The organism is Parabacteroides vesiculifaciens (genome assembly GCF_049860805.1).
In the GTDB taxonomy this organism is placed as follows: domain Bacteria; phylum Bacteroidota; class Bacteroidia; order Bacteroidales; family Tannerellaceae; genus Parabacteroides.
In genome coordinates this window covers 50,642-71,407 of record NZ_CP187555.1, presented here as the reverse complement: position 1 = coordinate 71,407, position 20,766 = coordinate 50,642, and the positions used below count along the sequence as shown (strand labels likewise).

Here is a 20,766-nt window from a genome sequence, read left to right as displayed (position 1 = left end):
TATCTTCAGTTTGCTCTTATTTATTCGTTACTTAACTTTTTTGAAGTTGTCCAATACGTCAAAGATCTTTTGTTTAATGAATAATTAATAATTAATAATTAAAAACCACTCATCTCATGTGGAGAATAACGGATTCGAACCGTTGACCCTCTGCGTGCAAGGCAGATGCTCTAGCCAGCTGAGCTAATCCCCCGTATAACAGGTGAAAGTGGACAAGGAAAAGTGGACAGTTTCTTAACTTTCAACTTTCAACTCTTAACTTTCAACTTCATAAGTAGTCCCAGGCAGAGTTGAACTGCCGACCTCTACATTATCAGTGTAGCGCTCTAACCAACTGAGCTATAGGACTGTCAACTGTTGTGTTGCCTGAGAGTTTCTCATCTCAGCTTCATCTTTCTCTTTACTGGTTGTCCAGTTTTAAGATCATATATGAATACATATTCAACCGTAGTACACGAGAACTACATACTTGTCATTCTCCTACTTTAACCAGATTCAAGCTCCAGAAAGGAGGTGTTCCAGCCGCACCTTCCGGTACGGCTACCTTGTTACGACTTAGCCCCAGTCACCAGTTTTACCCTAGGCCGATCCTTGCGGTTACGGACTTCAGGTACCCCCGGCTCCCATGGCTTGACGGGCGGTGTGTACAAGGCCCGGGAACGTATTCACCGCGCCATGGCTGATGCGCGATTACTAGCGAATCCAGCTTCACGGAGTCGAGTTGCAGACTCCGATCCGAACTGAGACATGGTTTGGAGATTAGCATCACATCGCTGTGTAGCTGCCCTTTGTCCATGCCATTGTAACACGTGTGTCGCCCCGGATGTAAGGGCCGTGCTGATTTGACGTCATCCCCACCTTCCTCACAGCTTACGCTGGCAGTCTCACCAGAGTCCTCAGCTTCACCTGTTAGTAACTAGTGATAAGGGTTGCGCTCGTTATGGCACTTAAGCCGACACCTCACGGCACGAGCTGACGACAACCATGCAGCACCTCGTAATCAGCTATTGCTAGAAGGCCTCTTTCAAGGCCGGTCCGACTACGTTCAAACCCGGGTAAGGTTCCTCGCGTATCATCGAATTAAACCACATGTTCCTCCGCTTGTGCGGGCCCCCGTCAATTCCTTTGAGTTTCACCGTTGCCGGCGTACTCCCCAGGTGGATTACTTAACGCTTTCGCTGTAGAGCTTACTGTATATCGCAAACTCCTAGTAATCATCGTTTACTGCGTGGACTACCAGGGTATCTAATCCTGTTTGATCCCCACGCTTTCGTGCTTCAGTGTCAGTTATGGTTTAGTAAGCTGCCTTCGCAATCGGAGTTCTGCGTGATATCTATGCATTTCACCGCTACACCACGCATTCCGCCTACCTCAAACACACTCAAGTCTTCCAGTTTCAACGGCAATTTTATGGTTGAGCCACAAACTTTCACCGCTGACTTAAAAAACAACCTACGCACCCTTTAAACCCAATAAATCCGGATAACGCTCGCATCCTCCGTATTACCGCGGCTGCTGGCACGGAGTTAGCCGATGCTTATTCATACGGTACATACAAAACACCACACGTGATGCACTTTATTCCCGTATAAAAGAAGTTTACAATCCATAGAACCTTCTTCCTTCACGCGACTTGGCTGGTTCAGACTCACGTCCATTGACCAATATTCCTCACTGCTGCCTCCCGTAGGAGTTTGGACCGTGTCTCAGTTCCAATGTGGGGGACCTTCCTCTCAGAACCCCTATCCATCGTCGGTTTGGTGGGCCGTTACCCCGCCAACTGCCTAATGGAACGCATGCCTATCTATCAGCGATGAATCTTTAACAAATAGTCCCATGCGGGACCCCTGTTTTATGGGGCATTAATCCGACTTTCGCCGGGCTATTCCCCTCTGATAGGTAAGTTGCATACGCGTTACTCACCCGTGCGCCGGTCGCCGGCAGTGTATTGCTACACCCCGATGCCCCTCGACTTGCATGTGTTAAGCCTGTCGCTAGCGTTCATCCTGAGCCAGGATCAAACTCTTCGTTGTTAAATTGTTTTTTATATCTTCGCTCAGAATCTCGTTATTTTATTGTAGTTCCTTGACGGTATGTTTAGTATTTCTACTACGTCTCTTGTACTACTTGTTGATATGTAAATCTTTCAAAGAACTTATGCTATCTTTCGATTGCGGCTGCAAAGGTAAGGACTTTTTTTTAACTGCCAAATTTTTTCGAAGAAAAATTTCGGAAAGTTTTTTTCAAGCCGCCGGTCGGTTGAATATGTCGCTTAGCTTTGCTAACCTCATCCCCCTATCCGGGCTACCTTCTATCATCATGTTGACTGCTGCCGTTCTCTCTCGAATGCGGGTGCAAAAGTAGAACTTCTAAACATACTATCCAAATAATTTGGAGACTTTTTTTCATCTTTTTTCCACAACTGATATTGGTTATTAAAGGTACGCACACACGAAAGGTTTTGTGCTCTTTTTTTACTTTGCCAGGAGACTATTATAAAAAAGCAAGAAGAAAGCGGGCCTTATCCAAAAGAAGAAAGACTGCAAAAAGAAGCGAAAAACAGAAACAATCTAAAAATAATATCTGGTACAAAGCATGAACAATTACATTTGCCAGTTGTTCCTAAAATGTATTTATGCGCTATACTAAACTAAATTTTACAATCATGGCAAAAGAAAGTGTTAAGATCCTTAAGGGCAAATTAGATGTAGACAACTTGTTAGTACAAATGAATGCTGCATTATCCGAAGAATGGTTAGCTTACTACCAATATTGGATTGGCGCCCTTGTAGCAGAAGGAGCTATGCGAGCAAACGTGCAGGCTGAATTTGAAGAACACGCCAAAGAAGAACTGGGGCATGCCAAACTGCTGGCAGACCGCATTATCGAACTGGAAGGTGTTCCTGTATTAGACCCGAAAAAATGGTCTGATCTTGCCAGATGCAAATACAGTATTCCGACAGACTTTGATGTAGTTAATCTGCTAAACCAAAATGTTGCATCCGAACGTTGCGCTATCGTACGTTACCAGGAAATCGCCGAATTCACAGACGGTAAAGACTTCACCACCTGCGACATCGCCAAGCATATCCTGTCTATGGAAGAAGAACACGAACAAGACTTGCAGGATTATCTGCAGGACATTGCAAGAATGAAGCAATCTCTCTTAGGCAAGTAAACTTAGGAACTTTGCAGAAAAATAACCCCGTCATTTTATTTATGAATTGGCGGGGTTATTTTTCTATTTACCTTAACTGCCATATCTGATTGATTATTGTACAAATCAGAGAATTGTCTTGGATATCCACAACTAAACGTATACTTTTGTCGTTATAATATAAAAAGGCTAAATTATGAAGAAGATTCTACAAGAGTTCAAACAATTTGCCATGCGCGGCAATGTGATCGACATGGCGGTGGGTATCATTATCGGCGGTGCCTTCGGTAAGATCGTATCATCTGCTGTAGGCGACATTATTATGCCTGCTATCGGTTTGCTGATCGGGGGCGTAAACTTCACCGATTTGAAGATCGTACTGAAACAGGCTGTAATGGAAGGTGACAAAGTTGTCTCGCCGGCAGTTTCCATCAACTATGGAAACTTTTTGCAGGTGACTTTCGATTTCATCATTATCGCATTTTCTATTTTTATGTTAGTAAAAGGGATTAACGCCCTGAACAAGAAAAAAGAAGAAGCACCGGCTGCTCCGGCTCCACCTCCTGCCGATATACAGTTGCTTACAGAAATACGTGATTTACTAAAAGACAAGAAATAATAAATTTAAAAGGATGCCGAAAAAGGGCATCCTTCCGCCAACTCATAAGGCATGGAGACAGTACTCCTGCCGGCAAATAATTAATAGGATAATATTTCAAGCCCAGTTTCCGTCATCAGGAACGTATGTTCCCATTGTGCGGATGGCAGTTCGTCTTCGGTAACGACTGTCCATCCGTCTTCTTCGTCGATAAAAACCTGCCAGGTTCCCATGTTGATCATCGGTTCGATCGTGAATACCATACCCGGGACCAGAAGCATCCCTGTCCCTTTCCGCCCGAAATGGCAAACCTCCGGCTCTTCATGAAATTCCAGTCCGACACCATGCCCACACAAATCGCGGACGACAGAGTAGCCGTTCTTCTCCGCATGGCGTTGGATGGCATTACCGATATCACCGACAAAACCGAACGGTTTCGCTGCCTGCATACCGATCTCGAGGCACTCTTTCGTCACCCGCACCAGCTTTTCTTTTTCAGGAGTCGTTTCACCAATGATAAACATACGAGAAGCATCCGAGTAATATCCGTCTAAGATAGTCGAAACGTCTACATTAATAATATCCCCTTCTTCCAATATCTCATCTTCGCTGGGAATGCCGTGGCAGACCACTTCATTAATAGAAGTACAGACGCTTTTAGGGAATCCTTCATAATTAAGAGGCGCCGGAATAGCTCCGTGCGAAACGGTATAATCATATACCAACTTATCGATCTCGGCGGTAGACATACCGGCCTTAACCTCGTTTGCAACCAAATCGAGCACACCTGTATTCACCACACTACTCCGGCGAATGCCTTCAATCTGCTCTGCTGTCTTAATCAATTTGCGGGACGGCACGAGATGGCCTTTATTCTGAAAGTAAAGTACTTTTTTGTCTAATTCGGTTAGTGGCTGCCCTTTAATGACGTGCCAATTGTTTTTAATTCTTCTGCTATGCATGGCTTTGTTTATTTATCCATACAAAGGTAGTGGTTATCGGGCATTATCCAGATACTTTTCCTTGAATATATTAAAACAAAGTATAAAGATCGAGATCAGGAGCGGCCCGAAGATAATCCCCATAAAACCGAACAGAGACAGACCGATGATGACACCGAATATGGTGATAAGCGGATGGGTATCCGCCATCTTCTTCTGTAAGATAAAGCGAATCAGGTTATCCACATTCGTAATAATAATCAGGGCATAAGCCGTCAGTCCGGCAGCATTCACCCAATCACCGGTCAACGCCATATAGAGAGCCAGCGGCAACCATACCAATGCGGTACCCACAACCGGAATGATCGTGGCAAAACAGGTCAGAAAACCGAAAAGGAAAGGACTCGGCACATTAAAGATCCAATACCCGAGCAGGGCAATCAACCCCTGGATGATGGCCAGCAACGGAATCCCGATCGCATTGGAGGTGACGATCATATTGATTTCGCTCAGGACGTTCTTCTTATTCTCGTCGCTAAAAGGCAGAATGCCATAAACATATTTCTCCATCTTGGCGCCGCCGATCAGCATAAAATAGAGTATCAACACCAAAACGGCCACATTGATGGCGAAACCGCTGATTCCCCCCATCAGCGCCTGCCCTATCTTCGGGAGGATGGAGACGGCAGACATGATATTGGAAGTGTCGAGCACGTCATATCCGGTCCGTTGCTCGATCAGGTTCGCGATATGCTCCGCCGACTTCATCAATTGGGTCGGGTCCAAGTTGAAATTTTGCAGCTTATTGATGAACAGCCAGACAGCCAGCGAAAGCGGTATCAAGAAACAGAGAATCGTCTCCAACAACAGGATTATAGCGACAAAACTACGCCGCCAATGTTTCTTTTCTGTCAGATACAACATTTGTTTCCTTACCAATATATAAATAGTACACGCTCCCAGTATACCTCCCAGAAAAGGAATGAATTCAACAAAAAGAATTACTCCCAACACGATGATAATCGTAACCAAAGAGTATTTCCAATATTGTTCCTTTACGTTTATTTTGTTATTTTGCATCATTATACATCATATATATACATAACAATACGGAAGAACGGTTGTTTATTTGCACCTGTCAATATAGGCTGAAATCGGAGGGTTTGATTACGAAGCCTATCCTTATCATGCTTTTAAACTTATTATAATCCAGGAGATTCTCTCCAAAGCCATTATAATATTGGAGGAAGAAATATTGATTCTCATTGTTGTTGAACTTGTAACTCAGTTCCACCTGGGTGTTAAAGCTGGTCCAGGTTTTGCGCTTGGTCAGGATCACACCGCAATTAAAGCGACGGTTATTGGTCCGGTAATTGGCCGCCACCTGAAAGATCCCGTTATACTTCAGCAGGTCTTTGTTGTATTTGCCGTCCACAATCGGTATCCAGGTCTTGAACTGTGCCTCCCAGTTCGGCGAAAGGGTGATCGCAACCGCAAAAGTGACTTTATTCCAGCTTCGGGAAGCGGTACTGTCTTTCCCGTTCGATTCATGTTCGAGCATAAGATATCCTTTACCTATATATTTATTATGGTAGACGATCAGATGCCCCAAGCCGATGCCGGGATTAAAATTCAGGTCTTTCATAGGCAACGATTCCTGAAAGACATTCCAAAAAGCCTTCTGGGTGTACTGAATGAATAAATAAGAATCGAATGGCAATTTACTTTTTGTCAGTCTCTGGGCGATACTCAACTGGAATTTCACATCCGAATTGGCAGCAGTCGGTTTATGCCCGAGAGTCGTCCCTCCTATGAAATAATTGTCTTTAAACAAAGTGAAATACGGCATCTTGTCCAAAATAGCCCGGATACTGTCGGCGTTATAAGCATTCGCCACAATTCTTTCTCCGATAGTTTCTCCCTTCTTTTCCTGTGCCGGCAAGGTACAGGCCATCACTGACAAAAGCAGGAGCATCACGATTCTCTTCATAAAATGCATCAAGTTTATTGAGTCGATAAAAATTCCAGCAAAGATATACGAATCAAAGAATGATAATTCGCCTGTTTAGCACCGATATTGGTCATTTCGTTATCATTCTTTTAAATAAAACCAATTACCGAAAGGTTAGTTCATTTTTTCTATCTTTGCACGCATGGAAAAGATAAAAAACTATTACCAGGATATTGTCACGGCATACACCCGCAGAGCCGATAGTCTGAAGAAAAAAATTCATTTGCTCGGAAGCATCCGTTTATTGTTAGTAGCCGGTTTGATCGCCATGATCTGGTTTTTCAAATCCGAAGACTGGAAAGTGCTGGCCGGGATCGCCGTCCTGTTTATTATCCCGTTTATCGCCTTGATGGTCTGGCACACCAAACTGTTTGCCAAGAAATGCTATGCCGAAGCACTGGCAAAACTTTGCCAAAACGAACTGAACGGATTGGATTACGATTTCAGCGCGTTCGACGGAGCACCGGAGAAAAGCTCCGCAGAACACTCGTTCAGCCTTGACCTGGATTTGTTTGGAGACCATTCTCTTTTCCAGTCCATCAACCGTACGGTCACCTTTATGGGAAAAGAGATACTGGCCGGCTGGTTTATGCAGCCGCTCACCGACAAGACTATGATAGCAAGGCGCCAAGAAGCGATTCGCGAACTGGAATCGTTCACACAGCTCCGGCAACATTTCTATGTGACAGGCGTCCTCCATCCGGGAAACAAGGGCGATCAACAACTTGTCTCTTTATTAGGCAAAACGGCCCCCAGCCTGACGGACAGCAAAACGTGGAAACTGCTCATCTACCTGATCCCTTCCATCTGGGTATTGATCGCGATAGGATGCGCCCTGAACCTGCTCCCGATATCGATAGCCGGCGTGTTTTTCGGATTTTCTTTCCTTGCCGCTTACATCAATGCAAAGCAGATCACAACGGTGCACAATTCATTGGATAAGATGGAACAGATCTTGCACACGTATTCCAACCTGATCAAATGTATCGAGTGTGAAAATTTCCAATCCGCCGAGTTAACCGACATCCGCAACCGCTTTGCGCGCGACGGGCAAACGGCCTCCTCGATCATCAAAAAACTATCCGCCCATATCGGTGCGCTGAACCAACGTTTCAGCACAATCGGCGTCATACTGAATATTTTCACTTTGCGTGATACCCGCATGGCGATGAAGCTGGAAAAATGGAAGATGAGACATGGGGATGACACGGAACACTGGTTCGAGGCATTGGCTTTGTTCGATGCTTACTGTTCGCTGAGCGGGTTTGCTTTCAATCACCCGGAATATATTTATCCGGAGATAGCAGACACGTATTTCAAAATGGAAGGTAAGGCGCTCGGACATCCGTTGCTACGCCGGGATGTATGCGTAAAGAATGACATCGACATCCGGAAAAGTCCCTGGTTCCTGATCATTACGGGGGCGAATATGGCGGGAAAAAGCACTTACCTGCGCACAATCGGCGTCAACTATCTGCTCGGTTGCATCGGTGCTCCGGTTTGTGCAGCGTCGTTGACCTTGTATCCGGCGCGGATGGTGACCAGCCTGCGTACTTCCGATTCGCTTGTGAGCAACGAATCTTATTTCTTTGCCGAACTGAAACGGTTAAAGATGATTATCGACCGCTTGCAACAGGGCGAAAAGCTTTTCATCATTCTGGATGAAATCCTGAAAGGGACCAATTCGATCGACAAGCAGAAAGGTTCTCTCGCCCTGATGAAGCAATTAGTGGCGAACCAGGCTTGCGGTATCATTGCCACACATGATCTGGCATTAGGCGAATTGGAACAGGAATTCCCCAATCAGATCAAGAACTACCGCTTCGAGGCCGACATCCAAGACAACGAACTGACCTTTTCCTACCAATTGCGGGAAGGTGTGGCCCAGAATATGAATGCTTGCTTCCTGATGAAGAAGATGGGGATAACAATTGCTCAATCTTCAGAAGAATAAAGAGATTTTTTCGACACAAAGGCTTTACATTTTGTGAAGTTTATTCTTTTTTTGTAGGTAAAGAACAAATGAAATGAATATACTGCATAGAGAACGCATTGATAAATTTTCAGTTAACATGCGGATTCTGTAAGAAGTCTTCAGCGCTGGGTGGATATCGTAGAAGATGCTTCTTGGAAAAATCACGCTGATTTAAAACAGGATTTTCCCTCTGCCGACTATGTAGGAAATAGCAGGTATGTGTTCAATATAAAAGGCAACAGTTACAGAATGGTAGTAGTAGTTATCTTTGTTGCTGGTATTTTGACGATACAATTTATTGGAACACATGAAGAATATGATCGAATTAATTGTTCAACTATTTAAGAAGGAAAGAGATGGAAAAGAAACTTGAACATATTAAATGTATAGACACTCCTGAATTATATGACGAGGCAATGACCTATGTAGATACTCTTATTCATGAAGCTACTACAAATGGCTCATTGTGTGATCCGGATACTGACAACGAATATACGCATGAGATCGAACGTATAGGTAGTATGTGTGCAGATTATGAGGCTCTGAACTATAAGGCTAAATCATTGAAATTTAAATCGCCTCTTATAACATCAATAGAAATAGAGCTAAAAAAACGTTCATTAAAACAACGCCAAGCAGCCGAATTTTTGGAGGTGAAAGAATCAACTTTCAGTCAAATCATGACAGGTAAACGACCAGTTTCCATGCGCATGGCAAAACGGTTATATGAAAAACTAAATATCGACCCTGCACTGATTTTAAGATTTGCTTAATACGACATTCAAAAGCATAAACGACTGGCAGCCAGCATTCCCAATTCTCACTGTTTTCATAGGCATGAGAACTTTTTCTCACAGGCATGAGAATAAATACTCATCGACATGGGAAAACTTTCTCATAGGCATGGGAATCCATACCCGTGCCTACGAGAAAACAGTTCCATGCTTATATGACAACTTTCTCATGCTTATGCCAAACGATTCGTATTCTTATAAATCAAACTTATAACCTAATGAGATATAAAAAGTCCTGTTTTGGAACCCTGCCACATCTTTATAAACGCTTGTCAATCCCAATAAATACCTGAAATCAAGAAGAAGTCCGTTGTTGGCTTCATATCCTGCACCGAAGACGAGGCTGAAATCGATCGGTTGTTTCTTTCCCATCAACTCCTGCGGCTGTACCTCTTCACCATACCTCAACCTTCTTTTAAGCAGAAAACCGATCTGTGGCCCGAACTGGAGATTCAGCCCTGTCTTATGTGTAAATTTGGCCAAAAGAGGGATTTCCAGATAATGCAAGGCGATATCCATATCCGATGGAACCTCATCTATATTTTCATATTCATAAATCCAATCTTTCAACTTATACCCATTCTTCATATACAACAATTCAGCTTGCAAGCTGAAATAAGGATTGAAGTGATATTGGGCAAAGAAACCACCGTTCACCCCCATACAGTATTTACTATCAAGTTCCGTGCCACCACCCGGGAAATGAACAGTTGAACCATTCAGCCCAACTTTACCTCCAGCAGACCATTGGGCATATAAAGGAAAGAAAAGAAACAGGAGAATCACTGAGAACAATGATTTTCTTACATTCATACTCTCTCTGTTTTATATTTATTTCCTGTACTTCTCTATCTCCGGCAAATGCCGCTTAATCTCATTGATACGGGTGGCGTCGCTGGGGTGCGTGCTCATAAATTCGGGGGTGGAGCCGGATTTGCCGGCGGACATTTTTTGCCAGAAATTGACGGCGACTTCGGGGTTATAGCCGGCCATTGCCATAAAGACCAGTCCCATATAATCAGCTTCGGATTCGTGTTTACGGGAGAAAGGCAACATGACACCATATTGAGCACCCAGACCGTAAACAGAAGTGCCGATCTGCTGGACGGCAGCCGATTTATTGCTTAACGCCTGCCCCAATATCTGCGCACCGTATTGAGCCATCAGTTGCTGACTCATACGCTCGTTGCTGTGTTTGGCTACGGCATGCGCCACTTCATGACCGACCACGACAGCCAGTTCGTCGTCCGATGAGACCAGTTGCATCAATCCTTCATAGACAACGATTTTTCCGCCCGGCATACAAAACGCGTTAACCTGCGGATCGTTCACGAGGTTAAACTCCCAGGCGAAGTTCTTGATCTCACTCTCCAATCCGTTGTTTTTCAGATATTGCTCGGTAGCGGCAGCAATCCTTTTACCGACACGTGTCACCATGGCGGCTCCGTCTTTTGACGATGACTTCTTAGCCGATTTCATATAATCGGAATATTGGGTCAGGCTGGACGATAACACTTCCTGATCCGAAACAAGCAATACTTGTCTTCTTCCAGTCAGCGGAACACTTCCGCAACTGCTTAGCAACAGTAACATTGCGACGAATAAACCTGTAATCTTCTTCATTTTTTATCCTTTATTTATACTGTTTGCAAAAGTATGATTTCTATTGATAATAAACAATTCGCAAAGGCTTTTTGCTCAATAGATGATGATTATGGTGATTTATGCAAAAAAAGAACAGCAGATTGCATAATTATTCAATTATACTCTTTATATTTGCAGCCTTGTTGCATAAATATACAAGTATGAGTACAAAAAAAGAACGATTGGATGCCATCTGCCGCATTATACAGGCTGAGAAAATAGGTAATCAGGAAGAGCTGCTTAAACAATTGGAGAATAGCGGATTCCAGGTTACCCAAGCGACCCTGTCACGCGACATAAAGCAACTGAAAGTCGTCAAAGTACATGACGAAAACGGGAACTATGTATATCGTCTGCCCGATTATCCCGCACTTAAGCGACCTGTGAAAGAGCAGACGCAGCATCATCCCAACATCGAGTTTTCGGGTAACCTGGCCGTCGTCAAGACACGTCCGGGATATGCAATGGGAATCGCTTCGGATATCGATACGCATGCGCCCCATGAAATACTGGCCACGATCGCCGGAGACGACACCATCCTGATCATCCCGCGCGACGGGGTTAACAAAGACAGGATAATCAAAGCGTTGGAGCATTTCATTTAATAACGGAAGATAAAAGAACAAACATAAAATGGAACAAGAAAGAAAAATTGATGTGATGATTGCTGAAGCTTGCCACGAGGAATATGTGGATATTATCCTCGAGACGATCGAGGCCGCAGCCAAAGTGCGCGGAACCGGTATCGCCAAGCGTACGCATGAATACGTTGCCCAGAAGATGAAGGAAGGAAAAGCCGTCATTGCCCTGGAAGGCAACAAATTTGCAGGTTTCAGCTATATCGAGTCTTGGGGTAACAAACAGTATGTGACCACTTCCGGCCTGATCGTGCATCCGGACTTCCGCGGACTGGGCATAGCCAAGAAGATCAAGGAGATGACATTCCAGCTGGCCCGTATGCGATGGCCGCACGCCAAGATTTTCAGTCTTACTTCGGGTGCTGCCGTTATGAAAATGAATACGGAGCTGGGATATGTACCGGTCACTTTTGCCGACCTGACGGACGACGAATCGTTTTGGAGAGGCTGTGAAGGTTGTGTCAACCACGATGTTCTCGAACGTACCGGCCGCCGTTACTGCATTTGCACAGGAATGCTTTTCGATCCGGACGATCCTCATCGGGCCGAGAGGGAGGCAAGGGAAAAGAGATAATGTGCCAATGATAAAGAGGTCATATAATTATAGAATAACAATAAAATAGATATACGAAAATGAAGAAAAAAGTAGTAGTCGCATTCAGCGGAGGATTGGATACATCTTTTACGGTTATGTATCTGGCAAAGGAAAAAGGATATGAAGTGTATGCAGCTTGTGCCAACACAGGCGGTTTCAGTGAAGAACAGCTGAAACAGAATGAAGAAAACGCCTACAAACTGGGTGCAACTAAATATGTGACAATCGACGTTACAAAAGAATATTATGAAAAGAGTCTGAAATATATGGTCTTCGGCAATGTGCTCCGCAACGGGACTTACCCGATCTCCGTTAGCTCGGAACGTATTTTCCAGGCGCTGGCAATCGCCCGTTATGCAAACGAGATCGGAGCCGACGCGATCGCCCATGGTTCCACAGGAGCCGGAAACGACCAGATCCGTTTCGACATGACATTCTTAGTACTGGCTCCGAATGTCGAGATCATCACCCTGACACGCGATATGGCGTTGAGCCGCGACTACGAAATCAACTATCTGAAAGAACATGGTTTTGAAGCGGACTTCACGAAACTGAAATATTCTTATAATGTAGGTTTGTGGGGAACTTCCATCTGCGGTGGCGAAATCCTCGACTCCACACAAGGTCTGCCGGAAAGCGCTTACCTGAAACAGGTGAAGAAGACCGGCAGCGAAGAGCTCCGTCTCGAATTTAAGAATGGTGAAATCCATGCTGTGAACGGCGAAGTATTCGAAGATAAGATTGCCGCTATCCAGAAAGTGGAAGAAATCGGTGCTGCCTACGGCATCGGCCGGGATATGCACGTTGGAGATACGATCATCGGTATCAAGGGACGTGTAGGATTTGAAGCTGCCGCTCCGATGCTGATCATCGGTGCTCACCGCTTCCTTGAAAAATATACACTGAGCAAATGGCAGCAATACTGGAAAGACCAGGTTGCCAACTGGTACGGGATGTTCCTGCACGAAAGCCAGTACCTCGAACCGGTCATGCGCGACATCGAAGCAATGTTGCAGGAATCGCAACGCAATGTAAACGGAACGGTGATCCTGGAACTCCGCCCGCTGTCGTTCTCTACCGTCGGCGTCGACTCGAAAGACGACCTGGTGAAGACCAAGTTCGGCGAATACGGAGAAATGCAGAAGGGCTGGACAGCCGAGGATGCAAAAGGCTTCATCAAGGTTACTTCCACTCCGTTGCGTGTTTATTATAACAATCACAAGGAAGAAGAGATATGATCAAGATAGGAATTATAGGTGGTGCGGGATATACGGCAGGCGAATTGATCCGCTTGCTGCTGAACCATCCGGACGCCGAGATTGCATTTGTGAACAGTACGAGCAATGCCGGCAATAAGGTCACGGACGTACACAGCGGATTGTATGGCGAAACGGATTTAGTATTTACGGACGAGTTGCCTTTGGACCAGATCGACCTTCTCTTCTTCTGTACCGCTCATGGCGACACGAAGAAGTTTATGGAAAGCCATACCGTACCTGAAAACGTGAAGATCATCGACCTCAGCATGGACTACCGCATCGAAAGCCCTGAACACGATTTCGTTTACGGCCTGCCCGAACTGAACCGTCGCCGCATCTGCAACGCGCAGCATATTGCAAACCCCGGATGTTTTGCCACCTGTATCCAATTAGGCATTTTACCGTTGGCGAAACATCTGATGTTGAACTCGGAATTGCATGTGAACGCGATCACGGGATCGACAGGAGCGGGCGTCAAACCGTCGCCTACCTCCCACTTCAGTTGGCGAAACGACAACATCTCGATCTATAAACCGTTCACGCACCAGCATCTGGCAGAGATCGGACAGAGTTTGCGGCAGTTGCAGAACAGCTTCAACAGTGCGATCAACTTTATCCCGGTGAGGGGTAATTTCTCACGAGGCATCTTCGCCACGACTTATCTGGATTGCAGGGTCGAACTGGACGAGATCAAGCGTATTTACGAAGAGTATTACAGTGATCATTCGTTCACCTTCGTCATAGACAAGAACCCGGATCTGAAGCAGGTGGTGAATACGAACAAATGCCTGATCTACCTCCAGAAACAGGAAGACAAGCTGCTTATCGTTTCGATGATAGACAACCTTTTGAAGGGAGCGAGCGGACAGGCGGTCCACAACATGAACCTGTTGTTCGGCCTGGAAGAGACGGTAGGATTGCATTTGAAGCCTTCGGCGTTCTAAATGATTTATGATTTATGATTTATGATTTGAAAGCATACACAATCAGACCATAAGCCATAAATCATAAATCCCCTATAAATCATAAATTATAAATTATAAATCTAATGACTCTATTCGACGTATATCCATTATTCAATATAGAGATCGTAAAAGGCAAGGGATGCCATGTATGGGATACAGAGGGGAAAGAATACCTCGACCTGTATGGCGGACATGCCGTGATCTCGGTCGGCCATAGCCATCCCACTTATGTAAAGGCTATCACCGAACAGGTAAATAAGTTGGGATTCTATTCCAACTCCGTTATCAACAGCCTCCAGCAGAAGTTGGCAGACCGCTTAGGCAAGGCATCCGGCTATGACGACTATTCGCTGTTCCTGATCAACTCAGGGGCCGAAGCCAATGAAAACGCCTTGAAGTTAGCCTCTTTCCACAATGGCAAGAAGCGGGTGATCGCTTTCAAGCATGCCTTCCACGGACGCACATCGGCTGCCGTGCGCGTGACCGATAACCCGAAGATCATCGCTCCGGTGAACGAAGACCTGGCTGTGACCTATCTGCCTCTGAACGATGCGGCAGCAGTAGAAGCCGAATTGCAGAAGGGGGATGTTTCTTCGGTCATCATCGAAGGTATTCAAGGTGTGGGCGGCATCCAGTTGCCGACCGATTCGTTTATGCAGGAGTTGCGTGCCTTGTGTACGAAATATGAAGCCTGCCTGATCTTAGACGAAATCCAGTCGGGATACGGACGCAGCGGCAAGTTCTTCGCCCACCAGTATGCCGGGATCAAGCCGGATCTGATTTCGGTGGCAAAAGGCATCGGCAACGGTTTCCCGATGGGCGGATTGTTGATCAGCCCGATGTTCAAGCCGGTATACGGGATGCTGGGGACGACTTTCGGTGGTAATCATTTAGCTTGTGCGGCAGCCATTGCCGTGCTGGAGATTATGGAGGATGAGAAGCTGATCGATAATGCGGCAAAAGTAGGGGCTTACCTGTTGGATGAGTTGCATAAGCTGCCGGGAATTAAGGAAATTCGCGGGCGCGGTTTGATGATCGGTATCGAGTTTGAAGAGTCAATCAAGGAAGTGCGCAGCAAGTTGTTGTTCGAGGAGAAGGTGTTTACGGGAGTGGCCGGGACAAACACGATCCGCCTGTTGCCGCCGCTCTGCCTCTCTATGGACGAGGCGAAAGAGTTCATCGTGCGGTTCCGCAAAGTGCTGAATGCTTAACGAACCGTCGTTACAAGGCTTAATTGTTTCTTTATATAATAAGATCCACCATCGGAGTTTCCGGTTGGTGGATCTTTTATTTGGGGGGGTGATAATTTATCCTATTAATTGAACTTCTCCACCGTATAGGTAAAGATCAGGGTTGAACCGCCGGGAATGCCTCGGTAATCAGAATAGCCATATCCTAAGTAAGCAGGGATAATCGCCTCGACCCGTTCGCCGACCGTATTATTCAACAAGACTGCTCCCAGCCCGGGAACAACACCTGCGGGCGTAAGATCCATCGACATCTCCTTCTGGAAATTCTGGCCGCTGATAAAATCACCTTTCAAAGTCATTGTTATAGAGGTCTGGCTCGTCGGATATTTCGTTTCCTCTCCCTCCTTGCTTAGCACACGATACAAAGCGGTGTCGCCACCTAAAAGGACCGGCTTGTAAAGCAGTTCCCCATCTTCACCCTTCAATACTTTCTTTTCGCGGATGTAGTCGCGGTTCTTTTCGAAATAGGCAATCTGTTCGGCAGAGAAGCCGTTGTCGTCATCCCCACAAGCGGTAAACCCGGCCAGCAGCACCATCATCAGGCAGGCTACGGCATAAATAGATCTCTTCATTTGTTCTTTAGTCTTTTATTGTTTTGAAGGCACAAAGATAGCATACAAAGCAATACGACACAACCGGAAGGATCAATTCACCACAAAGGTATAGCTACCGGAACCGATCTTCCCGGCATAGAGGAACGGCTCGCCCTTCACCTTAACGGCTTTCACCGGAGCACCGTTATTCGTGACGGTATATTTGCCGGACGGGAGCGGAAGATAGACTTCGGCATCCATATTGGCGGGAACCGTCACTTTCAGAATGTAAGCGTCCGACTTATTCTCCACGGCCATGCGGATCGCGCCCCGGATCGTCGGGATCGTAGCCTCCGCCCATTCGAGCGAGGCGAGCTGCGGCTTGATGCGGGCAGTCCCGAAGCCGGGAGTCAAAGGCTCCACTCCCATCAGGCGGCGCGGGATGATATTGGCAGGGGCGGCTCCCCAGGCATGGTTCCAGTCCTGGTTAGGCTTGTACTTATTGTCCCAGGCTTCGAGCGAGATGGTGGAGCCGACGCGGATCATATTGTACCAGCTGCGGTCGTCCGTCTTGGTCAGCAGATGCAAGGCGTACTCGGCGGCGTTTGCTTCGTAGAGGGCATCCATCAGGAATTGCGAGCCATAGACGCTGCAAGCCATTCCGCGTGTCCGGATAAAGTCGGCGACGCTTTGTTTCTTTCCAGCCGGAACCAGGTCGAATGCCAACGGGAACATATTGCCATGCAGGGAAGCATGTCTGGTGTCGGCAGCAAGGCCGTCCGTGAAACAGCCCATGCGGGTATTGAAGAACGAACGGATAAACCGTCTTTTGAAAGCATCCGATTCGGAAGCATAGAAAGCGGCGTCGTCCGTCTTTCCCAAAGCAGCGGCAATACCTTTCATCTGCTTCAGAGCCTCATAATGCCAAGCATTCGTCACCCCGTTATAATCGGTAAAGGCAAATCCGTCGTCTTCTCCCCCTTGCTTCTTTCCCAGACCGAGGATTCCGGTATGCGGCCAGTCCACGATATCCCGTATCTGCCCTTTGAAACGGATCGAGCGAAGGAAGTCATCCGTTTGCAGCCCGGTCGTCGTGCTGATCAGCCCGTTCTTCTCCCGGAGGGCCATCAGGACACGCGGCTTCAACCATTCGTAGTTAGATTCGAGTGAGCGGCTGTCCCCGGTGTACAGGTAATCATACCAGGCGATCGATAAGGCCTGCAAGATCCACTCGGTCGGCCAGGTCGGATGTTTCAACAGGTACTCATGCGAACGGCGGGCAATCGCATATTCGCGATCCACCCCGTAGTGGCAAAGCTGGTTGATCAGGGCATCCGCTTCATAAGGAATACGCTCGCGGTCGCCATCCACATAAACGCCTAAGAAAGAAGTAGCACGGACAGAATATTTGCAAAGTTCCCAAATCTGGTTCAGCGTATCATTGGAACAACGGAAAGAAGAAGCTGTTTCATCAAACGGATAATGTACCGTTTCACGGACAATGGCTGCAGGCAACAAAACCGCCTCATATCCCTCGATCTCGCAATAGCGGAAAGGGAGCACCTCGCCGATATATTCCGGCATCAGCACGGCTGCCGGCCCGGTATTTCGTTTGTCTTTACCGATCTTGATCCGGTAAGTATTGGTTCCCTTCAGTAAAGCCAACGGATAACGGTGATAGCGGATCGTCGACTTACCGGGATCGCGCAGGATGCGTCCGCCTTCGAGACATTCCCCAAGATGCACGATCACAGAATCCTGCCTGCCGTCGGATGCCAGCGTCAGCACCAACTGTCCGAAAGCATCCCGCCCGAAGTCGACGAGATACGTGCCGGGGTTGATCTTCTTTATTCCAGTCGGGAACTCCATTGTCTTTACCTGCGGATAATAGGCTGTTTCATATTCAGCCAAGCGGTCGGCGGTGCGGAATGCTTTCACTTCCGACCACTCGCTTTCTCCTTCGGTGTTGGTCACTGTCTTCACCCGCCAGAAATAGGGCTTGCCGGGTTCCAAGGCTTTGCCGGCATAGCGGACGGCGACGGACTGGCCGCTTTCGACCTCCCCGCTATCCCATAGATTGCCTTTGCCGGAGACGGCATCCTCGCGGTTGTCGGCCACGATCAGGCGGTAAGCTGTCTGGCGCGTCCCTTGTGCTTCGCCGGGCACGATCCAGGAAAAGGCGGGATGCGTCGAGCGGATGGCGGCATATTGCAAAGGCTCGATCGCCTCGTCTATCTGCCAAACAGGAAGGTTCGAGGCAAAGCCGTTCTGCCACGTCCGTCCGGTATGTTCGACGAGGTCGGTCATCAAGCCGGAGGGTTTCTTATCGGAGGCCTGCAGGCAAAAAGACGAGAGGGCAAAGGAGGCCAAAAGGGTGAAGCGGTTCAGTAATGTACTCATGGTATTTTTGTTTTTTCGTAATTCGGGGATAAAGATAGAATGAATGAGAGGTTCATCCCTTCATATATTTGACATTTTTCTTTTGAAAAATGCACAAAGGAAAATCGAAATACACTTGCATATCCATAAGATAAAAACTATCTTTGTCTCTGACGAATCGGGAAGTTGAGCTAAAAACACAGGGTGTGTTTTTCCGGAAAACAATGTCTGAGAGCCGGACATACCCTATGACAAGCACCAAAACAGCGTAGAAAAGTAAAACATACCCCGTGTATGCCTCCAAAACAACGTAAAAAAGGAATCCATACCCCGTGTATGCCTTTAAAACAATGTAAAAAGAGAAAACACAGCGCATGACAGGCTTCAAAACAATGTTTTAAAGGGAAACACATGCTTACATTATTAATTTTAAAACGAAATACCTATGGAAATTCAAAGTTACAACACAAGGACGTTGTTAAATAACCAGCATCTGACTTTTCTGCGAGAGTTCGAAGCGCTTATCCTCGAAAAAACGGCGGAGACGCTGGAAGTAACCCAATTATTCGACGAATATCAGGCAGTCGTGCAAGCGGAAGACGACGGTATCCTCAAAATCACCAAAAGTGCACTGACTGCCGAAATGCAGGTCGCAGACGTGGAACGGGGTAATCTGCTAATCGGGGGAATGGATAGAGCGCATTCGGCTGAACGTCATTTCAAGGTGGATTACAAGGCGGCCGCAATGCGTCTCAAGGTACTGAACAATGCTCATCGCAATGCATATAAAGCAGGTTTCGACGACGAGACCAGCCGTATCCGTAATTATATCCAGGAAATCAGATCGGAAAAATATAAAGCGGATGCCGACCTGATCGGGTTGACCGAATGGATGGAACCGCTCGAAACGGCCAACGAACTTTGTGCCAAGCTGGCGGACCAACGTAACACGGAAACGAGAGACAAAGAGGCTATCGGCAAAGTGAAAGATCTGCGTGAAAAGTCTGATCCGATCTATCGCAAATTAGTCAAACGAATCAACTCCCTTACCAATGTCTACGGCGATGAAAAATACGCCGACCTGATCACCCGCTGGAACACGCGCATCGACCATTATCGTGTCACCGTCTCTCAACGCCTCGGCGCCGGAAAGGGCGGCAGCACAGGCAAGGGCGACAACACGCCGACGCCTCCTCCGTCGGGTGGAGGTGGTGAAGAGGAAAGACCGGGGGAATTGTAGGAACCGGATCGCTTACCACTAAATCAAACGGCGGATCGCTGCATTTCAAATTTGCAACTATCCGCCGTTTCTTCGTTAATCCGATCTTCCCCCGGTTTGCTATTTTGGTCTACCTATATCCTTGTAATTGATAGGATAGTCTTTCCGGCATTTTTCAAGTTCCTCGTCTGTCATCTTCGTGTAAATGGAACAGCCGTAGATTTTCGTAAAGTTTTCACCTCCTCTAAAAGCCATAAATTCGATTACCTTCAGTGTGTTGCTGTCTAAAGACAAAATTTTCATGAAAGGGAACGGATAAGTACTTCCCTGTATGGTATTGTCTTTCTCTTCATACGTGTAAGTTTGCTCCCTGTAACAATTGGCTGGTTCGGCATCAAAATAAAAGAATTCGGTGTAAGTGTCTTTGCCAAAATAATATTTTGAAGGTCCTATGCCAATTAAATCTTCATAATAATCATTTTCCGAACACTTTCCATTCACATCGATTTCACGGGTTGCGACCCATTTCCAACCGTTTCCCACAAGATTTTTCTCAAATTCAGCCTTTGTTACAGGCTTGGCATCAGACAAAGACCATTCTCCATCTTCTTCCTGCTCGAATTTTATCTCTTCGAATTCCTCTTTAAAGAAGTCTGAATCACTACAGGCAACTAAGAGGCACATCATGAAAGATATGCAAACTGTTCCAAATAATTTTAATTTTTCCATATGTATTTATTTAATGATTTTTTTATTTCGAGAAACGTTGCAAGTTAATAATTTATTTAGAATAATCTACTTCTTTTTC

At 46.3% G+C, this 20,766-nt stretch carries 18 protein-coding genes, 2 tRNA genes, 1 rRNA gene and 1 pseudogene; 11 read left to right on the top strand and 11 right to left on the bottom strand.

Features of this window, described 5'->3' with window-relative positions; translation table 11 throughout:
• Positions 1–119: 119 nt before the first annotated feature.
• From ACPYIV_RS00310 to ACPYIV_RS00300, 3 genes are all read right to left on the bottom strand, one after another.
• A tRNA-Ala gene (locus ACPYIV_RS00310) sits at positions 120–193 on the bottom strand.
• Positions 194–275: 82 nt separating this feature from the next.
• A tRNA-Ile gene (locus tag ACPYIV_RS00305) sits at positions 276–349 on the bottom strand.
• A 157-nt stretch (positions 350–506) separates the two neighbouring features.
• Positions 507–2,033 (bottom strand): 16S ribosomal RNA (locus ACPYIV_RS00300).
• 632 nt (positions 2,034–2,665) lie between these two features.
• Here ACPYIV_RS00300 and ACPYIV_RS00295 point away from each other — a divergent pair.
• A complete protein-coding gene (locus ACPYIV_RS00295) occupies positions 2,666–3,178 on the top strand; it encodes a ferritin-like domain-containing protein (RefSeq protein ID WP_293732012.1) in 513 nt (170 codons plus the stop codon).
• Between the two features lie 175 nt (positions 3,179–3,353).
• Positions 3,354–3,776 (top strand): large-conductance mechanosensitive channel protein MscL, encoded by a 423-nt coding sequence (gene mscL / locus ACPYIV_RS00290; protein ID WP_293732013.1) that lies wholly within the window; start codon positions 3,354–3,356, stop codon positions 3,774–3,776.
• A gap of 80 nt (positions 3,777–3,856) precedes the next feature.
• Here the strand turns inward: mscL and map are convergent, their stop codons facing one another.
• From map to ACPYIV_RS00275, 3 genes are all read right to left on the bottom strand, one after another.
• The gene (gene map / locus ACPYIV_RS00285) at positions 3,857–4,717 is read right to left on the bottom strand and encodes a type I methionyl aminopeptidase (RefSeq protein ID WP_293732014.1); all 861 of its coding nucleotides are present in this window, start codon (positions 4,715–4,717) and stop codon (positions 3,857–3,859) included.
• Between the two features lie 33 nt (positions 4,718–4,750).
• Positions 4,751–5,761, bottom strand: a complete 1,011-nt coding sequence (locus ACPYIV_RS00280; RefSeq protein WP_293739703.1) for an AI-2E family transporter — start codon at positions 5,759–5,761, stop codon at positions 4,751–4,753.
• A gap of 73 nt (positions 5,762–5,834) precedes the next feature.
• Positions 5,835–6,695: a phospholipase A gene (locus ACPYIV_RS00275; protein ID WP_293732015.1), complete on the bottom strand. Its 861-nt coding sequence runs from the start codon at positions 6,693–6,695 to the stop codon at positions 5,835–5,837.
• Positions 6,696–6,849: 154 nt separating this feature from the next.
• Here ACPYIV_RS00275 and ACPYIV_RS00270 point away from each other — a divergent pair, with 154 nt between their 5' ends.
• From ACPYIV_RS00270 to ACPYIV_RS00260, 3 genes and pseudogenes are all read left to right on the top strand, one after another.
• Entirely contained in the window at positions 6,850–8,661 is a 1,812-nt protein-coding gene (locus ACPYIV_RS00270) for a MutS-related protein (RefSeq protein ID WP_425884950.1), read from the top strand.
• A gap of 73 nt (positions 8,662–8,734) precedes the next feature.
• Positions 8,735–9,027: pseudogene (locus tag ACPYIV_RS00265) on the top strand (type II toxin-antitoxin system HigB family toxin).
• A gap of 11 nt (positions 9,028–9,038) precedes the next feature.
• Positions 9,039–9,455: a helix-turn-helix domain-containing protein gene (locus tag ACPYIV_RS00260; RefSeq protein ID WP_293732017.1), complete on the top strand. Its 417-nt coding sequence runs from the start codon at positions 9,039–9,041 to the stop codon at positions 9,453–9,455.
• Positions 9,456–9,671: 216 nt separating this feature from the next.
• Here ACPYIV_RS00260 and ACPYIV_RS00255 read toward each other — a convergent pair whose 3' ends face one another.
• A complete protein-coding gene (locus ACPYIV_RS00255; RefSeq protein WP_425884947.1) occupies positions 9,672–10,289 on the bottom strand; it encodes a porin family protein in 618 nt (205 codons plus the stop codon).
• An 18-nt stretch (positions 10,290–10,307) separates the two neighbouring features.
• Positions 10,308–11,099, bottom strand: a complete 792-nt coding sequence (locus ACPYIV_RS00250; protein WP_293739664.1) for a M48 family metallopeptidase — start codon at positions 11,097–11,099, stop codon at positions 10,308–10,310.
• 182 nt (positions 11,100–11,281) lie between these two features.
• On the opposite strand from ACPYIV_RS00250, the gene argR reads away from it, so the two are divergent.
• The 5 genes from argR to ACPYIV_RS00225 all read left to right on the top strand — a co-directional run bounded on the left by argR (position 11,282) and on the right by ACPYIV_RS00225 (position 15,788).
• Positions 11,282–11,725: an arginine repressor gene (gene argR, locus ACPYIV_RS00245; RefSeq protein ID WP_425884945.1), complete on the top strand. Its 444-nt coding sequence runs from the start codon at positions 11,282–11,284 to the stop codon at positions 11,723–11,725.
• 28 nt (positions 11,726–11,753) lie between these two features.
• Positions 11,754–12,332, top strand: a complete 579-nt coding sequence (locus tag ACPYIV_RS00240; protein WP_293732023.1) for a GNAT family N-acetyltransferase — start codon at positions 11,754–11,756, stop codon at positions 12,330–12,332.
• 59 nt (positions 12,333–12,391) lie between these two features.
• Positions 12,392–13,591, top strand: coding sequence for an argininosuccinate synthase (locus ACPYIV_RS00235; protein ID WP_293732024.1), 1,200 nt, complete (start codon positions 12,392–12,394; stop codon positions 13,589–13,591).
• Complete coding sequence (gene argC / locus ACPYIV_RS00230) at positions 13,588–14,556, top strand: N-acetyl-gamma-glutamyl-phosphate reductase (protein WP_293739665.1); 969 nt, start codon at positions 13,588–13,590, stop codon at positions 14,554–14,556. Before ACPYIV_RS00235 ends, argC begins: the two co-directional genes overlap by 4 nt.
• A gap of 104 nt (positions 14,557–14,660) precedes the next feature.
• On the top strand, positions 14,661–15,788 hold the full coding sequence (locus ACPYIV_RS00225; RefSeq protein WP_293732026.1) for an aspartate aminotransferase family protein: 1,128 nt from the start codon (positions 14,661–14,663) through the stop codon (positions 15,786–15,788).
• Between the two features lie 104 nt (positions 15,789–15,892).
• Here ACPYIV_RS00225 and ACPYIV_RS00220 read toward each other — a convergent pair whose 3' ends face one another.
• Both ACPYIV_RS00220 and ACPYIV_RS00215 read right to left on the bottom strand, forming a co-directional pair.
• Entirely contained in the window at positions 15,893–16,399 is a 507-nt protein-coding gene (locus tag ACPYIV_RS00220; protein WP_425884942.1) for an FKBP-type peptidyl-prolyl cis-trans isomerase, read from the bottom strand.
• Positions 16,400–16,471: 72 nt separating this feature from the next.
• The gene (locus ACPYIV_RS00215) at positions 16,472–18,760 is read right to left on the bottom strand and encodes a family 78 glycoside hydrolase catalytic domain (protein WP_425884940.1); all 2,289 of its coding nucleotides are present in this window, start codon (positions 18,758–18,760) and stop codon (positions 16,472–16,474) included.
• Between the two features lie 424 nt (positions 18,761–19,184).
• On the opposite strand from ACPYIV_RS00215, the gene ACPYIV_RS00210 reads away from it, so the two are divergent.
• On the top strand, positions 19,185–19,979 hold the full coding sequence (locus ACPYIV_RS00210) for a DUF6261 family protein (protein ID WP_293732029.1): 795 nt from the start codon (positions 19,185–19,187) through the stop codon (positions 19,977–19,979).
• A gap of 99 nt (positions 19,980–20,078) precedes the next feature.
• Here the strand turns inward: ACPYIV_RS00210 and ACPYIV_RS00205 are convergent, their stop codons facing one another.
• Entirely contained in the window at positions 20,079–20,687 is a 609-nt protein-coding gene (locus tag ACPYIV_RS00205) for a hypothetical protein (protein ID WP_293739668.1), read from the bottom strand.
• Positions 20,688–20,766: the final 79 nt, after the last annotated feature.